General features: G+C 51.8%; 16 protein-coding genes. 9 read left to right on the top strand and 7 right to left on the bottom strand.

The genetic code is table 11. From position 1 onward, the window contains the following. Nucleotides 1–57: 57 nt before the first annotated feature. The gene (gene uspB / locus OGY08_RS10955) at nt 58–393 is read right to left on the bottom strand and encodes a universal stress protein UspB (protein WP_003023371.1); all 336 of its coding nucleotides are present in this window, start codon (nt 391–393) and stop codon (nt 58–60) included. Between the two features lie 393 nt (nt 394–786). Here uspB and uspA point away from each other — a divergent pair, with 393 nt between their 5' ends. Next, on the top strand, nt 787–1,224 hold the full coding sequence (uspA, locus tag OGY08_RS10950; RefSeq protein WP_003023368.1) for a universal stress protein UspA: 438 nt from the start codon (nt 787–789) through the stop codon (nt 1,222–1,224). Nucleotides 1,225–1,505: 281 nt separating this feature from the next. Then, on the top strand, nt 1,506–2,978 hold the full coding sequence (gene dtpB / locus OGY08_RS10945) for a dipeptide/tripeptide permease DtpB (RefSeq protein WP_048215357.1): 1,473 nt from the start codon (nt 1,506–1,508) through the stop codon (nt 2,976–2,978). An 87-nt stretch (nt 2,979–3,065) separates the two neighbouring features. Here dtpB and OGY08_RS10940 read toward each other — a convergent pair whose 3' ends face one another. Beyond that, nucleotides 3,066–3,569: an RrF2 family transcriptional regulator gene (locus OGY08_RS10940; RefSeq protein WP_003023361.1), complete on the bottom strand. Its 504-nt coding sequence runs from the start codon at nt 3,567–3,569 to the stop codon at nt 3,066–3,068. A gap of 232 nt (nt 3,570–3,801) precedes the next feature. On the opposite strand from OGY08_RS10940, the gene OGY08_RS10935 reads away from it, so the two are divergent. Beyond that, nucleotides 3,802–5,001, top strand: coding sequence for an NAD(P)/FAD-dependent oxidoreductase (locus OGY08_RS10935; protein WP_125362783.1), 1,200 nt, complete (start codon nt 3,802–3,804; stop codon nt 4,999–5,001). 286 nt (nt 5,002–5,287) lie between these two features. Here the strand turns inward: OGY08_RS10935 and rsmJ are convergent, their stop codons facing one another. Beyond that, complete coding sequence (gene rsmJ, locus OGY08_RS10930; RefSeq protein WP_048236969.1) at nt 5,288–6,037, bottom strand: 16S rRNA (guanine(1516)-N(2))-methyltransferase RsmJ; 750 nt, start codon at nt 6,035–6,037, stop codon at nt 5,288–5,290. Nucleotides 6,038–6,045: 8 nt separating this feature from the next. Continuing rightward, nucleotides 6,046–8,088 (bottom strand): oligopeptidase A, encoded by a 2,043-nt coding sequence (gene prlC, locus OGY08_RS10925; protein WP_286565884.1) that lies wholly within the window; start codon nt 8,086–8,088, stop codon nt 6,046–6,048. Nucleotides 8,089–8,296: 208 nt separating this feature from the next. On the opposite strand from prlC, the gene OGY08_RS10920 reads away from it, so the two are divergent. Continuing rightward, nucleotides 8,297–9,139, top strand: coding sequence for a 23S rRNA (adenine(2030)-N(6))-methyltransferase RlmJ (locus OGY08_RS10920; protein WP_003827459.1), 843 nt, complete (start codon nt 8,297–8,299; stop codon nt 9,137–9,139). 104 nt (nt 9,140–9,243) lie between these two features. After that, nucleotides 9,244–10,596, top strand: coding sequence for a glutathione-disulfide reductase (gene gorA, locus OGY08_RS10915; RefSeq protein ID WP_008786397.1), 1,353 nt, complete (start codon nt 9,244–9,246; stop codon nt 10,594–10,596). 15 nt (nt 10,597–10,611) lie between these two features. Here gorA and OGY08_RS10910 read toward each other — a convergent pair whose 3' ends face one another. After that, nucleotides 10,612–11,040, bottom strand: coding sequence for a hypothetical protein (locus OGY08_RS10910; RefSeq protein ID WP_032945301.1), 429 nt, complete (start codon nt 11,038–11,040; stop codon nt 10,612–10,614). A gap of 191 nt (nt 11,041–11,231) precedes the next feature. Here OGY08_RS10910 and OGY08_RS10905 point away from each other — a divergent pair, with 191 nt between their 5' ends. Next, nucleotides 11,232–11,954 (top strand): hypothetical protein, encoded by a 723-nt coding sequence (locus OGY08_RS10905; protein WP_048215350.1) that lies wholly within the window; start codon nt 11,232–11,234, stop codon nt 11,952–11,954. A gap of 110 nt (nt 11,955–12,064) precedes the next feature. Here the strand turns inward: OGY08_RS10905 and OGY08_RS10900 are convergent, their stop codons facing one another. Beyond that, nucleotides 12,065–13,459, bottom strand: a complete 1,395-nt coding sequence (locus OGY08_RS10900; protein ID WP_003837773.1) for a cytochrome-c peroxidase — start codon at nt 13,457–13,459, stop codon at nt 12,065–12,067. 427 nt (nt 13,460–13,886) lie between these two features. Between OGY08_RS10900 and OGY08_RS10895 the strand changes: the two genes are divergently transcribed. After that, nucleotides 13,887–15,536 (top strand): alpha,alpha-trehalase, encoded by a 1,650-nt coding sequence (locus OGY08_RS10895; protein ID WP_125362782.1) that lies wholly within the window; start codon nt 13,887–13,889, stop codon nt 15,534–15,536. 27 nt (nt 15,537–15,563) lie between these two features. Here OGY08_RS10895 and OGY08_RS10890 read toward each other — a convergent pair whose 3' ends face one another. Next, nucleotides 15,564–17,153: an STY4199 family HEPN domain-containing protein gene (locus OGY08_RS10890; RefSeq protein WP_125362823.1), complete on the bottom strand. Its 1,590-nt coding sequence runs from the start codon at nt 17,151–17,153 to the stop codon at nt 15,564–15,566. 167 nt (nt 17,154–17,320) lie between these two features. On the opposite strand from OGY08_RS10890, the gene OGY08_RS10885 reads away from it, so the two are divergent. Both OGY08_RS10885 and OGY08_RS10880 read left to right on the top strand, forming a co-directional pair. Continuing rightward, complete coding sequence (locus tag OGY08_RS10885) at nt 17,321–17,860, top strand: GNAT family N-acetyltransferase (protein ID WP_048215348.1); 540 nt, start codon at nt 17,321–17,323, stop codon at nt 17,858–17,860. An 86-nt stretch (nt 17,861–17,946) separates the two neighbouring features. Then, on the top strand, nt 17,947–18,297 hold the full coding sequence (locus OGY08_RS10880; RefSeq protein WP_048215347.1) for a glycoside hydrolase family protein: 351 nt from the start codon (nt 17,947–17,949) through the stop codon (nt 18,295–18,297). Nucleotide 18,298: the final 1 nt, after the last annotated feature.

Genomic DNA, 18,298 nt, shown 5'->3' with positions numbered 1-18,298 from the left:
CACGGTAAAAAAGCGGGTCAGGAAGCTGACCCGCTTTTTTTGTATCTGTTGTTGGCATCAGTGCCAGATAATCAGCGCAACCATGCTGATTAGCACCAGGCCGCATAGCGCGCTGGTGAGAATGAACTGACCGCGAACCCGCTCACAGCGGCGAATAAATTCATCATCATGATGATCGCGGTAACGCTGAGCGTAGATATACCACACCAGACGCATCTGCTTGTTCGGTTGCCCATGCGAGGTAAAAAAGCCCCCTCCATCTACATACTGGTAAAGTAATGGATCGCAACCACGAAGTACCACTAACAGTGCGCGTAGCGAAGAAAAATAGCGCGCCATATTAACAATGCAAACGACACATAAAGCCCAGAATAATGCAATGGTGCTTATCATACCTCCTCCCCGGCGACCCGCCCACGGAACTCCTTTCCGGGACTACCGCTCCCCGATACCCTGCCAAACCATTCAATGAAGAGTGCAGCCGAAACCGTTCGTGTTAGTATCACGCATCCGAACGCCTCTTTAGATAGTGTAGGAGATTAGTTAATTTTTTTGCCATAAGGTTAATCGCTATCAATGCAATTAACTAAAAAATTTGTTTAACTATTTGGCAAGCAAGGCGGATTGACGGATTATCCTGGTCGCTATAATGTAAGGATAGTCCTTATATGGTACGTTTTTTACGACTGGGCTAGCCCCGCGCACAAGGTTCGCAGGACGCGGATGACGCGGCGGCATATAACGCCAGCAGGCTAGTCATCGACAACTTATGGAAGGAGTAACACTATGGCTTATAAACACATTCTTATCGCGGTTGATCTTTCTCCGGAAAGCAAAGTTCTGGTTGAAAAAGCGGTTTCTATGGCGCGACCTTACAATGCTAAAGTCTCCCTTATCCACGTTGACGTAAACTATTCCGACCTGTACACCGGGCTCATCGACGTGAATCTGGGCGACATGCAGAAACGCATTTCTGAAGAAACCCACCACGCGTTAACCGAGCTGTCCACCAATGCAGGCTACCCTATCACCGAAACCCTGAGCGGTAGCGGCGACCTGGGTCAGGTTCTGGTTGATGCCATCAAAAAATACGACATGGATCTGGTCGTCTGTGGTCACCACCAGGATTTCTGGAGCAAACTGATGTCCTCCGCGCGCCAACTGATCAACACCGTCCACGTCGACATGTTGATTGTTCCGCTGCGTGACGACGAAGAAGCATAAAATGCTTGCCGCCGGAAGTTAACCCGGCCCACTGCAAGTCGTTAAGCCTGTAAACGCCCGCCTTCGCGGGCGTTTTTGTTTTTATCATTCGGTCACAATTAGTACATCAATCCAACAAACAAATCATAATTAGTGTGATCAACTAATTGGATCGAAAACTATCTCTATAATACTCTACCCTTGCGGCCAATAACCGCAGTCTATAACAAAATAAGACTTTTTCGGCGCGTTTAAGCATACGCGTTCATACTTTTCGGGATGGCTTTGAAAGGCGATGGAATATGAATAAAACTGCACCTACGGGCTTGCTGCAGCAACCTCGTCCGTTCTTCATGATCTTCTTTGTGGAATTATGGGAACGATTTGGCTATTACGGCGTACAGGGCATCCTGGCGGTATTTTTTGTTAAGCAGCTCGGATTTTCACAAGAACAGGCATTTGTCACCTTTGGTGCCTTTGCCGCACTGGTTTACGGCCTGATCTCGATCGGCGGCTACGTCGGCGACCACCTGTTAGGCACCAAACGCACGCTGGTACTCGGTGCCATTGTGCTGGCAATCGGCTACTTCATGACCGGGATGTCGCTGCTTAAGCCGGATCTAATCTTTATTGCTTTGGGTACCATTGCCGTTGGTAACGGGCTATTTAAAGCCAACCCGGCAAGCCTGCTGTCAAAATGCTATCCCCCTAAAGACGCCCGTCTGGACGGTGCTTTCACCCTGTTTTATATGTCGATTAACATCGGTTCGCTGCTGTCACTGTCGCTGGCGCCGGTGATTGCCGATAAGTTTGGCTATGCTGTGACTTACAACCTGTGCGGAGCCGGACTAATCGTCGCGCTGCTGGTCTACTTTGCCTGCCGCGGAATGGTGAAAAATATCGGCTCTGAGCCAGACCATAAGCCACTGAATTTCCGTAACCTGCTGTACGTGCTGGCCGGTACGGTAGTGATGGTATTTATCTGCGCCTGGCTGATGCACAACGTGCAGATTGCCAACCTGGTGCTGATCGTCCTGTCGATTGCCGTGACCATCATCTTCTTCCGTCAGGCATTCAAACTGGATAAAACCGGGCGCAACAAGATGTTCGTGGCCTTTATCCTGATGCTGGAAGCGGTGGTGTTCTACGTGCTGTACGCGCAGATGCCGACATCGCTAAACTTCTTTGCGATCAATAACGTACACCATGAAATTCTTGGTTTCGCCATCAACCCGGTGAGCTTCCAGGCGCTGAACCCGTTCTGGGTGGTACTGGCGAGTCCGGTACTGGCCGCAATCTATACCCGTCTGGGCAACAAAGGCAAAGATCTGACCATGCCGATGAAATTTACGCTCGGTATGTTCCTGTGCTCATTGGGCTTCCTGACGGCCGCCGCTGCCGGGATGTGGTTTGCCGATGCACAAGGGCTGACGTCGCCGTGGTTTATCGTGCTGGTGTATCTGTTCCAGAGCCTGGGTGAACTGCTGATTAGCGCCCTGGGACTGGCTATGGTCGCCGCTCTCGTGCCACAACACCTGATGGGCTTCATTCTTGGGATGTGGTTCCTGACACAAGCCGCAGCCTTCCTGATGGGGGGTTATGTCGCTACGTTCACCGCCGTACCAGAGAACATCACCGACCCGCTGCAAACGCTGCCTATCTATACCAACGTCTTCAGTAAGATTGGCCTTGTCACCCTGGCCGTAACGGTCGTGATGGCGATTATGGTGCCATGGCTGAACCGCATGATTAATACGCCGAGCACCGAGCAATAACCTTCAGTGCCTGATGGCGGCTATTGCCCCTATCCGGCCTACATTCAACATGCCCGTTCGCCTTGCGCTATCGGGCATTTTCACTCACTACCCTTTACGCGCGTCTATCCACTCCTGCACTTCCACTACAAAGGTATCCGGTGCTTTACGGTACATTTTGCGCGCCAAGTCCAGAATCGTATGCTGGCCGAGCGCTTCTTCCATTCGCTGCTGGGCCATATCCATTACCGAACGCACGCCACAAATGCCTTCACAGGCCCACTCCGGTGGATGCTCCTCAAATACCGCCAGCCGCTGGCGAATTTCACGACACTCAAAGATGCGCTTATCGCCATCAATAGCATTCACCACATCCAGCACCGTGATGTGTTCAGCGGGTTTAGCTAACTGGAAACCGCCACCTTTGCCTTCAATGCTGCGCACCAGACCCGCTTTGGAAAGACGGGTGAAAATTTTTGCCAGATAGTCATACGGTACGCTTTGCAGTTCGGCTATTTCCCGCACGCTCATATCCCGCGCGTCGCCCTTACTGTCGACCATACACATCAGGCTATGAATGCCGTACTCAACTCCCGAACTGTAGAATGCCATTCTCTTATCTCAGCCAAAATGAATCTGAGTTTATTGTAGCTTTTTCATCTCATTCATTCCAGACAGCAAAGTAACCCCTTTTCACAACAGAACTTTAAATACATATTTATCAAACAGATAATCAAGAAACACCACCCTTTAAGGCAAAAAGGAGCTCGATCGCATTGCAATTCATAACTACGACAAATAAAATCCGAGTAAATAATTCGTAGTCACCAGTGAGAAAACCCCAATGCGTAAACAAATTCTGATCGTGGGCGCCGGCTTTGCCGGTATGTGGGCAGCATTAAGCGCCGCACGACTGGCGGATAAACATCAGCAGGCAATTGATATTACAGTAATTGCGCCACAGCCGGAGCTGCGTGTCCGCCCACGCTTTTATGAAAGCGCCGTTCATACGCTGGTCGCACCACTGCAACCGCTATTTGACGTTACCGGCGTCAACTTCCTGCAAGGTCACGTCGAGCAAATCCTCCCGGACTCTAAAGAGGTGAGCTGGAAAGATGCCAACGGTGACACTCATCTGCATCGCTATGACCGCCTGGTGCTCGCCAGCGGAAGTCACGTTAACCGCGATACCGTCGCCGGTGCCGCCGAGCACGCGTTTGACCTCGACCAACTCGAGAGCGCCGCCGTACTGGAGCAGCACATTAACAATCTGGCATTACAACCGGAAAGTGAGGCTCGCAATACCGTGGTGGTCTGTGGTGGTGGTTTCACCGGGATAGAGATGGCGCTGGAATTACCGGGTCGTTTGCGCGAAATATTGGGCGCTGATGCTAAGACCAGAGTTGTCGTAGTTGAACGCGGTGCTCAGCCAGGCGGACGCTGGAGCCAGGAATTACGTGACGTGATTATCGAAGCCTCTGCAGAACTGGGTGTCGAGTGGCTGGTCAATGCGGAAGTAGAGTGCGTGGATGCCTCCGGCGTCACGCTGAAAGATGGGCAGGTGATTGCCTCTCAGACGGTTATCTGGACCGTCGGCGTGCAGGCTAATAACCTGACAGCACAGATTAATGCCCCGCGCGATCGCCAGGGCCGTCTGCATGTGAATGCTAATCTGCAGGTTGTGGGTCACGATGATATCTACGCCACTGGCGATGTGGCCTATGCCGCCACCGACGACAAAGGCAACCATGCGTTAATGACCTGTCAGCACGCTATTTTGTTGGGTAAATTTGCCGGTAATAACGCTGCGGCAGATCTGTTGGACGTAGCGCCATTGCCATATCGTCAGGAAAACTACGTCACCTGCCTGGATCTTGGTGCCTGGGGTGCGGTGTATAGCGAAGGATGGGATCAGCAGGTGAAACTGACGCGCGCAGAAGCGAAGAAGCTGAAGGTGTCGATTGTCAGCGAGCTGATTTACCCACCGAAAGCAGACCGAGCAGTAGCATTTGAGATTGCCGACCCGCTGGCACCGTTTGTTTAATAGGTTATGCCGGATGCGGCTAACGCCTTATCCGGCCTACAAAGACACGCTGCCGTAGGCCTGATAAGCGCAGCACATCAGGCAGCACAGCGCACCAAGCCGGATGCGGCTAACGCCTTATCCGGCCTACAAAGACACGCTGCCGTAGGCCTGATAAGCGTAGCGCATCAGGCAGTTCAGCGCACCAAGCCGGATGCGGCTAACGCCTTATCCGGCCTACAAAGACACGCTGCCGTAGGCCTGATAAGCGCAGCACATCAGGCAGCACAGCGCACAGATCTACAAACTATGCTGTCCCAGCGTAGATATCAAACCGATGCCCTTTCGTCACAACCGCGTTCGGCGTGGCGACATCCGCCAGCGGCGGCGCGTAGTCTGGGCGCTTCACCACCACACGTTTGGTGGCCAACTGACGCGCAGGCTCCAGCAGCCCATCCGCATCTAAATCCGGCCCCACCAATGACTGAAACACCCGCATTTCTTTTTTCACCAGCGCGCTTTTCTGCTTATGTGGAAACATCGGATCGAGGTACACCACCTGCGGGCGCGGCGTGATATCGGTTAACGCCGTCAGACTCGACGCATGGATCAGCTGTAAACGTTCCTGCAGCCACGAACCGATTTCCGGGTCGGCATAGCCGCGCGCCAGGCCATCATCAAGCAGCGCCGCCACTACCGGATTACGTTCCAGCATTCGTACGCGGCAGCCTACCGAGGCCAGTACAAACGCATCGCGCCCCAGCCCTGCGGTTGCATCGACCACATCCGGCAGGTAATCGCCTTTAATGCCAACCGCCTTCGCCACCGCTTCACCGCGTCCACCGCCAAATTTGCGCCGATGGGCCATCGCACCGCCCACGAAATCCACGAAGATACCGCCGAGTTTGGGTTCATCACGTTTGCGCAGTTCCAGATGTTCCGGCGTCATCACCAGCGCCATCAGGTTATCTTCATCGTGTTCCAGTCCCCAGCGGGCGGCAAGAACAGATAAGGCGCCGTCTCCGGCGCCTGTTTCATCTACTAAGCAGATTTTCACGTGAATAATCAGCCTTTGATCCCGTAATGCTCCAGCATTGCATCCAGCTGTGGCTCGCGGCCACGGAAGCGCTTGAACAGTTCCATCGGCTCTTCAGAACCGCCACGGGTGAGGATGTTATCGAGGAACGATTGTCCGGTCTGACGGTTGAAAATCCCTTCATCTTCGAAGCGAGAGAAGGCATCTGCCGCCAGTACGTCTGCCCACAGATAGCTGTAGTAACCCGCTGCGTAGCCACCAGCAAAAATGTGGCTGAAGGCATGCGGGAAGCGGCCCCACGTTGGGCCCGGCACCACGGCGACCTGTTTTTTAATTTCCGCCAGCGTCTCGAGGATTTTAGCCCCTTGCTGCGGGTTAAACTCCGCGTGCAGACGGAAATCAAACAGACCGAACTCCAGTTGACGCAGAATAAACAGCGCTGCCTGGTAGTTTTTCGCCGCCAGCATTTTATCCAGCAGTTCCTTCGGCAGCGGCTCACCGGTCTCAAAGTGACCAGAGATAAACGCCAACGCTTCCGGCTCCCAACACCAGTTCTCCATAAACTGGCTCGGCAGTTCGACCGCATCCCATGGCACACCGTTGATACCGGAAACGCCCGCGGTTTCGACACGGGTCAGCATATGGTGCAGACCGTGGCCGAACTCGTGGAACAGGGTGATCACTTCATCGTGGGTAAACAGCGCAGGTTTACCGTTCACCGGACGGTTAAAGTTACAGGTCAGGTAAGCGACCGGCTTTTGCAATGTGCCGTCTGTCTTACGCATCTGGCCGACACAGTCGTCCATCCACGCCCCACCGCGTTTGTGTTCACGGGCATACAGATCAAGATAGAAGCTGCCGCGCAGCTCGTTGTTTTCGTCGTACAGCTCGAAGAAACGAACTTCCGGATTCCAGACGTCAACATCGGTGCGCTCTTTGGCGGTGATGCCATAAATACGTTTAACCACTTCAAACAGACCGTTAACGGCTTTGTTTTCCGGGAAGTAAGGACGCAGCTGCTCGTCGCTGATGCTGTAGAGGTGCTGTTTTTGTTTCTCGCTGTAGTAAGCGATATCCCACGGCTGCAGCTCATCAACACCAAATTCCGCTTTCGCGAAGGCGCGCAGCTGAGCTAGCTCTTTCTCACCCTGCGGACGGGCACGTTTCGCCAGGTCAGTCAGGAAGTCGAGTACCTGCTGCGGGTTCTCCGCCATTTTGGTAGCCAGAGATTTAAAGGCGTAGCTCTCAAAGCCCAGCAGTTGTGCCAGTTCGTGGCGCAGCGCGAGGATCTCTTCCATTATCGGGCTGTTGTCCCATTTGCCCGCGTTTGGCCCCTGGTCAGATGCGCGCGTGGAGTATGCACGATACATCTCTTCACGCAGCCCCTGGTTATCACAGTAGGTCATCACCGGCAGGTAGCTTGGGATATCCAGGGTTAACAGATAGCCTTCCTGCTCTTTGGCTTCAGCCTGCGCTTTTGCGGCGGCCAGCGCGCTTTCCGGCATCCCGGCAAGTTCCGCTTCGTCGGTCACCAGCTTGGTCCAGCCCATCGTAGCATCGAGGACGTTATTGCTGTACAGGTTGCCGAGCTCAGACAGGCGGGTGGCAATCTCACCATAGCGCTGCTGTTTTTCCTTCGGCAGACCAATACCAGAAAGCTCAAAATCGCGCAGCGCGTTATCAACCGCTTTTTTCTGTGCGGTGTTCAGGGTGGCGTAATGATCGCCATCACGCAGGTCGCGGTACGCTTTGTACAGGCCTTCATGTTGTCCAACCCAGGTACTGTATTCAGACAGCAGTGGCAGCGTTTGTTCGTAGGCTTCACGCAATTCCGGGCTGTTTTTCACCGAATTCAGGTGGCTAACAGGAGAGAAAATACGCCCCAGCACATCGTCGACTTCCGCCAACGGCTGGCAGAGATTTTCCCAGGTGTACGGCGCGCCCTGCGCAACCACTCGCTCAACGTTTTCACGGCAATCGTTCAGCGCCTTAGTGACGGCAGGCACAACGTGTTCTGGCTGAATTTTAGAAAACGGCGGCAGTTCGAAGGGAGTCAGCAATGGATTGGTCATTAGCGCGGTCCTGTTGAAAAGAGTGAATGAAGCGCGTATCCGGCGCTGTGCATATTAATTTGTACAATGGGGTTAAGTGTAGAGGATTTCAATGCTAACCGTGATGGAAAGACGCCCGGTGGCGCTGCGCTTACCGGGCCTGCGGGTAATCTGTGCCGATCTGCTGTAAACTGTGGCAAATCGTCATTTCAGCGGAATTTCATTACCCATGCTCAGTTATCGCCACAGTTATCACGCAGGCAACCACGCCGACGTCCTTAAACACACCGTTCAGAGCCTGATCATTGAATCGCTCAAAGAGAAAGAAAAACCGTTTCTCTATCTGGACACCCATGCTGGTGCTGGCCGTTATCAGCTGAGCAGTGAGCATGCCGAACGCACCGGTGAATACCTGGAAGGAATCGCCCGTATCTGGCAGCAGGACGATTTGCCTGCCGAACTGGAACCCTACATTGGCGTAGTGCAGCACTTCAACCGTAGCGGTCAGTTGCGCTACTACCCAGGCTCTCCGTTAATTGCTCGCCAGCTGCTGCGCGAACAGGACAGTCTGCAATTAACTGAACTGCACCCGAGCGACTTCCCTCTGCTGCGCGGCGAATTCCAGAAAGATGAGCGCGCTCGCGTGGCCAAAGCCGATGGTTATCAGCAGCTGAAAGCAAAATTACCGCCGGTTTCCCGTCGTGGGTTGATCCTTATCGATCCACCCTACGAAATCAAAAGCGACTACCAGGCAGTAGTGACCGGTATTAACGAAGGCTACAAACGTTTCGCGACTGGCACCTATGCGTTGTGGTATCCAGTGGTTCTGCGCCAACAAATCAAGCGCATGATCCACGATCTCGAAGACACCGGCATCCGCAAAATTCTGCAAATTGAGCTGGCAGTACGCCCGGACAGCGATCAGCGCGGCATGACGGCATCCGGCATGATTGTGATTAACCCACCGTGGAAGCTGGAGCAGCAGATGAACAACGTCCTGCCGTGGTTGCACAGCAAACTGGTTCCGACAGGAACCGGGCATACTTCCGTAAGCTGGATAGTGCCGGAGTAATCGCAGCCATCGGTGGAACCTTTTAATATCAGGTATACAATCGCGAATATTTTGGCGGATGGCGTAACGCTTCTCCGCCCTACAATGAACATAAAGGAGCGGTCATGACCAAGCACTATGATTACATCGCTATTGGCGGCGGCAGCGGCGGTATTGCCTCCATTAACCGTGCAGCAATGTACGGTCAAAAATGCGCACTGATTGAAGCCAAAGAGTTAGGCGGCACCTGCGTTAACGTTGGCTGCGTACCGAAGAAAGTGATGTGGCATGCCGCACAGGTCCGCGAAGCGATCCACATGTACGGTCCGGATTACGGTTTCGACACAACCATCAATAAGTTCGACTGGGATAAACTGATCGCCACGCGTACCGCTTATATCGATCGTATTCATACCTCGTACGACAACGTGCTGGGCAAAAATAATGTCGATGTGATCAAAGGCTTTGCGCGCTTCGTTGATGCAAAAACCGTTGAAGTGAATGGTGAAATCATCACTGCCGATCATATTTTGATTGCCACTGGTGGTCGCCCGAGTCGCCCGGCTGTCCCTGGCGCGGAATACGGTATTGATTCTAATGGTTTCTTTGAGCTGCCAGCGTTACCAGAACGCGTGGCTGTTGTTGGTGCAGGCTACATTGCCGTTGAGCTGGCTGGTGTGATTAACGGCCTGGGTGCCCAAACGCACCTGTTCGTACGCAAACACGCGCCGCTGCGTAGCTTTGATCCGATGATCGTCGACACGCTGGTTGAGGTGATGAACGCCGAAGGCCCGACTCTGCATACTCACGCGATTCCAAAAGCGGTTGTTAAAAACGCTGACGGCAGCCTGACCCTGCAACTGGAAGATGGTCGTAGCGAAACGGTAGACTGCCTGATTTGGGCGATTGGTCGTGAGCCAGAAACGGACAACTTCAATCTGGCTGTTACCGGCGTGAAAACCAACGAAAAAGGCTACATCGTCGTTGATAAATTCCAAAACACCAGCGTACCGGGGATTTATGCCGTTGGCGATAACACCGGTGCCGTTGAGCTGACGCCGGTTGCCGTTGCCGCGGGCCGTCGTCTGTCCGAGCGTCTGTTTAACAACAAGCCGGACGAGCATCTGGACTACAACAACATCCCGACCGTGGTCTTCAGCCACCCGCCAATTGGCACCGTGGGCCTGACCGAGCAGCAGGCTCGCGAACAGCACGGCGATGACCAGGTGAAAGTGTATAAATCCTCGTTTACCGCGATGTACACTGCCGTGACTTCACACCGCCAGCCGTGCCGCATGAAACTGGTTTGCGTCGGTCCGGAGGAGAAAATTGTCGGTATTCACGGCATTGGTTTTGGAATGGATGAAATGCTGCAAGGCTTCGCGGTCGCGCTGAAAATGGGCGCAACCAAGAAAGACTTTGATAACACCGTTGCGATTCACCCAACAGCGGCAGAAGAGTTCGTTACCATGCGTTAATCTGAATGACCGGTGTCAGGAAATGAGCAATTCCCCGACACCGGTACACTCTTCAAAAACAAACATCCTCCGATGCACATTCAGCAGACGCATTCCCGCCACATTGCAACGTCGTAGAACCACAGGCTGTACGATCACGCAGTATGAAAACCAAACATTCCGCATGACACAATCTTCGAAAATAAGATTTTCAAGATAACAACGATTCAGAGTTAAATTTGCGAAAAGAATATTATTAAAACTACTATTAATTAAATTACTGCGAAAGAATATCGCTTTTACAGGCTGACTCTGAATATGCTGATCTATGAATTGCTGGTGTTCTTGCAAGCCATTCACAGCAAATTGCGTGGATTTATCTCCTTGATGTTGCAAAGTATTCTTCTCACGAGTATTTTGCAAACACAAAGGGGTAATCCCCTGACGCTTGGCGTTAAGGTTCATAAAGATTCCAATAATTGTGACGTTATCCGGACAGATAACAAATAAGAGGGACCTTTAAATGACCTGTTTAGCTACCTGGAAACAAGACCGTTTTTATCCAGTTATTTGCAGAGTTGCGTAACGATATAAAAGTTCAAAAACACAGTTATTACACAAACAAAAAAGAATAATTTCACTTAGGTGTATATTTCATGCCAAAAAGTAAAAGCAGTAATTGTATCCTGGTCATTGAATCCCCTTGGAAACTGGATGACCATGATTCCAATCGTTCTTCGGTCGTTCCATTTATTCAAGGAATCGCCAGACTCCAGGGCGACACTGAGGTCTATTTTCTGAATTTCTACAATAAGAAGAGTTTCGAAATTGCCCTTGAGTGCCTGTGTATGCAGGTTTTTCGCAATACAATTGTTTACGTCGCAGCGCATGGTAGCGAATCACACATTGGCGGCATTTTGCTGAAAGATATTCTAAAAGCAGTCAGTGAAAAAGCCGCAGACAATAACATCAGTGGGTTGATGCTGGGATCGTGTTTTGCAGGAACCAAAACTCAGCTGTTGAAAGAGTACACTCAGGGAAGTGGTTTGCGCTGGTGTGCAGGTTACTCTTCATCATGTGACTGGTTGACCGGAACAATGATTGACAGCGCTATCATCAGTAACGCCCTCAGCATTAAGAAGTCACATTACGCGAGTCGCGAGAAAATGGTTCAGGCTTTCGCTTGTGCAGTTGCGCCTTTTGCGCCCGGTGCCGTCATCGGCCAGAACAAAAAAGACAACAGCGTTCCCCTTTATCAATCGTTGAAGATTGTTATTCAACCTGAAGGTCAGGGGTACCATGCTCTCGTTTCCTCTGAAGAAATATTTGCGCAAGCACAAGCAAACTATGTGCAGGAAGAAGAGGAATACATTGCTTAACTCATCACCCGATATCGACGTGCTGTTGTAACCGAGCAGGCATGTTATACCGGTTCATGGAGAAAAATCATCCAGCCTGCAAAACGCGTCAGGCTGGATAACGCCAGAGGTTATTTACCCTGCATATATGGCGTATACACGCCGTTTAAGCTTTCGAGGAACGCCACGATATCGTCGATATCTTCCTGCGGCAGTTCTTTACCCACCTGATAACGCAGCATCAGTTTTACCGCGCCATCGAGCGTAGGCACATCACCGCGATGGAAATAAGGTGCGGTCAGCGCAACATTACGCAAGCCCGGGACTTTTTGACGCAGCTTGTCACGTAATTCATTAGTGACGTTCATGCGGCCAATATCTGCGGCAGTGACCTCACCGAAATTAAAGTCCTTTTTCAAACCCAATGGCTCAAATGAGCGCCCGCCTAAAATAATACCGCCATGACAGGTCGCACACTTATTATCTTTAAACAATTGATAGCCATGTTTCTGCTGAGCAGTTAACGCCGCTTCATCGCCGCGTAGCCATTTATCAAACGGCGAATTTGGCGTAATTAGCGTTTTCTCAAACTCAGCAATCGCATCGGTAATATTATCTCCGCTGAATCCCTGCGGATAAACCGCGATAAACTCTTGCTTCAATTGCGGATCTTTATCCAGTTTCTGGATAATTTCATCCCAGGATTTAGACGCCATTTCGATAGGGTTCAACGGCGGGCCGCCTGCCTGCGCCTGCAATGTTGGCGCACGACCATCCCAGAATTGTTCAACGTTGAAGACCGAGTTAAACACCGTCGGCGCATTAATCGGGCCAACGGCGCCGCCTACGCCGATCGACGTTTTCCGGCCATCCACGCCGCCTGCATTCAGGGCGTGGCAATGCGCGCAAGAAATCGTGCTGTCGCCTGAAATACGCGGGTCGTGGTAAAGCGTAAAGCCAAGCGCTACTTTGCGGGCATCGGTCGGGATACTTTCTGGTATCGGTTGTACCGGTTCATTACGATGCTGCGCGGCGGTATCGTTACTGGCGTAATACTGCTCACGCTGTTTCGCAATCCAGCCCAGGATCTCGGCTCGCTCCGTATCGCTGACCTTCCCGGCCCAGTGCAGCGCGGTATATCGCGTTGGCGGCATGGTGTCGTACTGCATCACCCATTCAATTTTATTCAGGTCGCTTTGCGAAACGGGTTTATCTGCGACCAGCGCCGCACGAACGGCTTCAAGATTGAATGATTTGTATCCCAGTTGAATGTCGTAATTCATCAACTGCTTAGCGACAGGAAAAGAAGAATAGAAAGGTAATTCAGCTGAAGGCGTGTGACAATAATCGCATCCTTTTTCGCGTAAAAATCCTAATACCTTATTATTTTCTTCCAGCGTAGAGGCCTGAACATCAGCCTGTTTGCTACGTTGATTATCGTGATACCACACATAACCGGATAATCCAAAATAACAAATCACGACGCCAGCTATGGCAATCGCGGTAAGACGGGTAATGATTTTCATTATTTTACCCTCACCGTTGTGAGTTATTGTGACCCAGAAAAATTAGAATAATTAATGCACAGTCTTTGTCAGACCTGACCATCATAGGAAATAAGGGGATTACTATTTTGATAAGTATCAAGCAATTACATGGAGGAGAACTATCAATAGAATAGCCTGCGCCTATTATAGAGATAAGACGTTACCTTTCTCTGTTCACACCTCGTTGCAATCGAATGCTCTGAAAATGGAATATATTCAGAGCATGCAGAACTTTGAATTATCCATTATTTTCATTGGGATAGTCTGATTCCTTAAATTTTGCTCAGCATTAAAACGTGATCAACCGCACGCTTTACTCACCCGACACCGAAGCGAGTGTCTACGCTTAACTGACGACCGGGCAATAGCCTTAATCTTTCAACGTCCATCGGAGGTCTTTCTCATTATGCTCAACCAGAAACTACCCCACGCCCCTTCTGAAGAAATGACGATCGACATCGATCTGCTTTATGAAATGGATCCGTGCGAGTTAAAGCTGGATGAAATGATTGAGGCGGAGCCTGAGCCGGAGATGATTGAAGGGCTTCCCGCTTCAGATGCGTTAACTCCTGCCGATCGTTATCTCGAACTGTTCGAACACGTCCAGTCATCCAAACTGTTTGCGGATAGTAAAACCTTCCCTGATTGTGCGCCCAAAATGGACCCGCTGGACATTTTAATCCGTTATCGCAAGGTTAAACGCCATCGGGACTTCGATCTGCGACGCTTCGTCGAGAACCATTTCTGGCTCCCGGAAACGCCCTCCAGCGAATACGTTTCTGACCCGGAAAGTTCGCTGAAAGAACATATTGATCAACTGTGGCCGGTGCTGACGCGCGAGCCGCAGGATCACATTCCCTGGTCCTCTCTGCTGGCGTTACCGCAGTCATACATTGTGCCAGGCGGGCGTTTTAGCGAAACCTACTACTGGGATTCCTACTTTACCATGCTGGGTCTGGCAGAGAGCGGCCGCGAAGATCTGCTGAAATGTATGGCAGATAACTTTGCCTGGATGATTGAAAACTATGGTCACATCCCGAACGGCAACCGTACTTACTATCTGAGCCGCTCACAGCCGCCCGTTTTTGCCCTGATGGTGGAGCTGTTTGAAGAAGATGGCGTACGCGGCGCGCGTCGTTACCTTGATCATCTAAAAATGGAGTACGCGTTCTGGATGGATGGCGCCGATTCCCTGGTACTCAACCAGGCCTACCGCCACGTGATCAGAATGTCGGACGGCTCTCTACTTAACCGCTATTGGGACGATCGTGATACGCCGCGCGATGAGTCATGGCTTGAAGACGTCGAGACCGCCAAGCATTCGGGTCGCCCGCCCAATGAAGTGTATCGGGATTTACGCGCGGGCGCGGCTTCTGGCTGGGATTATTCATCGCGCTGGCTGCGCGACGCAGGCCGCCTTGCCAGCATACGCACCACGCAGTTCATCCCAATTGACCTGAACGCATTCCTCTACAAGCTGGAAAGCACTATCGCCAATATTTCCGCGCTGAAAGGTGACAAAGAAACGGAAGCGCTGTTTCGCCAGAAAGCCTGCGATCGTCGTGATGCGGTAAACCGCTATCTCTGGGACGATGAAAACGGCTGCTATCGCGATTACGACTGGCGGCGCGAACAAATGGCCCTGTTCTCTGCCGCCAGTATTGTGCCGCTGTATGTCGGTATGGCAACGCATGAACAAGCCGATCGGCTTGCTAACGCAGTTCGCAGTCGCCTGCTCACGCCCGGTGGCATTTTAGCCACGGAGCATGAAACCGGTGAGCAATGGGATAAACCCAACGGCTGGGCGCCGCTGCAGTGGATGGCGATCCAGGGCTTCAAACTGTACGGTGACGACCACCTCGGGGATGAAATTGCCCGTAACTGGTTGAAAACGGTGAATCTCTTTTATCAGGAACACCACAAACTTATCGAAAAATACCACATAGCTGACGCCGCGCCGCGCGAAGGCGGCGGAGGGGAATATCCGTTGCAGGACGGCTTTGGCTGGACCAATGGCGTGGTACGCCGACTCATCGGTTTGTATGGCGAACCCTAGCAGCTGACGGTCTGAGTCATCAGGCTTTCAGTTAATCGCATCGTACAGCTCGGCGTGAATTTTCTGCCATTTCTTGTTCTCAGGGCTTGGCTGGGCGCGAACACGCAGCTCAGCCTGCTCAAGATCATATTGCTGACGCGCAACGACCGCAGGCACGGAACAAAAACTTTGCAGATAACTTTTATGCAGCGAAGTGAGCGATGCCCCATTCGATATCGCATGGCTGAGCGTAGTCATAAACTGTCGGCATGGTTTGCTTTCATCCATCTGCGAAGGGTAACGCAGCAGCAGTCTCAACACCTCAGTATTGCCCGCCGAAAACGCCTGCTCCGTCCACGCCAGCTTCCAGTCCATCCCGCCCTGCAGGAACAGTGACGTCACGCGGGTGTCATTGCGATCGATAGCCGCCCGCATGTTAAAGGCATCCCAGGTGATGCCCATTCGGGTCACCGCCTCCCGTGCGCTGGGGGCATCACGCCGTGGCTCCTCTTGTACAATTTCAACGGATTGTCCGGAAGACGCCTGTGGCGCTGGCGAAGTGAATAACCAGAACGCCCCCAGCGAAATCGCCAGCACCATCACGCCGACCGCTATCCACAACATGCCGGAAATCAGCTGTTCACGTTCTTCCGCCGTGCGCTTGGCTCGCTTTTCCGGCGGATCAATACTGTCTGCGATTTCATGCTTATCGCCTCCCGCTTGCTCGTCTTTTTGCTTTGCTGTTTCCCAAAACTGGCGGACCATGGCCTCATCAGATTCCAGATACGACGCAGGATTAATGCGCGTACGCCGTTCTTCAAATGCCCGTTGCACAGGATGAGTTATCTGTCGGTACTGGTAGTCCAGCAACATCAGTTGTACCGACGTCAGCGGCTGCTGCGCGATAACGCAGTTACGAGCCAGGCGGCAATCATCCAAAAACATGCGTAGCGTGATACGCGGCTCAACAAATGACATGAGCACCGAAGTATCGTTAAAAATCTGCGTAAAGTGGCGAACGAATAATTTCTTATCGACGACCATCAGCGCCAGCTCGCTAAACATCATACCGTCCAGCGCATCTCGTCCTTCGCCCAACTTTAGCCAGCGACGCAGACGTTCACCACCAAAGTGCTGTTTCAGAAAGCTGTTGAGAGGATGTTGATCCGGCCATACCCGTGCAATCAGAGATTTGAGGGTTAATTCTATTGCGCGAAGTTGACGCTGCGCCCGCATCTGAGCATCCGGCTCCACAGGTGCAATTTCGGTTTGATACTTCAGGATGGGCTGTTGCTGGCGTAATTGTTCCAGAGAAGCCACAAAGCGCAGCGCTGAAATCAGCTGGTTTTCACTGACGTCCTGGCCATTTTCATATTGGGGTACACTCTGTTGAAGATGACGTAGCCGCAGAGTGAACTGGCTCAATTGCGCATCATTCATCTGCAACCGTCTGGCGACAGCCCCCCAGCCGCCCAGATTCAGTCGTGCCTGATCCAGTTGCTCGAGAAACCACCGTGGGTCTTTGCCTTCTGCGGCATGTACGCCTAGCAGCAGTAATATTTCTACCGACGCCTGGCGGATAATCCCCAGACAATGTTCAAAGGGTGTACATGTCGCTTGTAACGCGCTATTGGTCATCATCTTCCCTAAAAGGACCCAAAACGTGCGGCCTCACAATGGTATGTAATTATCTTTTTTAAACGCAACGTTGTGCCGATGTAGACTAGAACACATTCATATAGCAAATAAATAAGTTTTACAGTGACTTCCGCACAATCATTGAAAATTATTCTGGAGATAAGCCTGTGCCTGTACTGCAAACATCACGTCTGCTCTGCCGCCCACTGACAGAAAATGACTGGACGTTCTTCTTAACGCTACAGCAGAACCCAGATGTGATGCGTTTTGTCGCTGACGCACGTACTGAAGAGGAAATACGGACAGCCTTCGACTCCCGCCTGCCTGAATGGTTTCCCGGCAGCCCGCACTGGCTATGTCTGCTCCTGTGCGATAAGACATCGGGAGCACCGCTTGGCGTGACAGGATACATTCAGGAGAGCAATGAGTGTGCCGAGGTTGGCTTTCTGCTCGCCCCAGAGGCGCAGGGTAAAGGGTATGGCGCTGAATCTCTGCATGCCGTGTGTGAATACGCATTTGCCAGCGGCGGTCTGCGGCGACTGACCGCCTGTGTCACCGCAGGAAACGAAGCCTCACGGCGTCTGTTGGAAAAGGTAGGGTTCATTCATGAAGGCACGCTACGCGCAAGCTACTGGCTACATCATACCTGGCACGATGACTGGATTTTTGGTCTGTTAAAACAGGAATATCAGCCGCCCACGGCATAGGTCGTTTTGCGGTAAATACTGGCTGTCAGGCAACTAGCGTAACGGCGTGTTTTTTTTAGAATAGGTCTCTTTGCACAGAGACTATTATGCCGCTGCGTTCGACGCATTTCACGCCCGCTTGTATTGCATTTATTAAGCAATGGCAGGGCCTGTCGCTGGAAAAGTATCAGGACAAAAAAGGCATCTGGGTCATTGGCTACGGACACGAAATCACCGCCAATGAATCCTTTGATACCCCAATTACGGTGATGCAGGCAGAAACATTGCTGCTCGCAGATATGAGGATCTGCGAGGCATTCATCCATAAGGAAATGACGCAAATAAAAGACAGGTTTCAGCTGGAAGCATTAATTACGTGGATATTCAGTGTGGGAATTACCCAATTTTGCGCTAAAAATATCTGGCCGGTGTTTATTTCACAGCCAGAAATATTCTGAC

It is taken from the genome of Citrobacter sp. Cpo069, assembly GCF_030332785.1.
Lineage (GTDB): Bacteria > Pseudomonadota > Gammaproteobacteria > Enterobacterales > Enterobacteriaceae > Citrobacter > Citrobacter portucalensis.
This window is presented reverse-complemented; position numbering and strand designations above follow the sequence as displayed.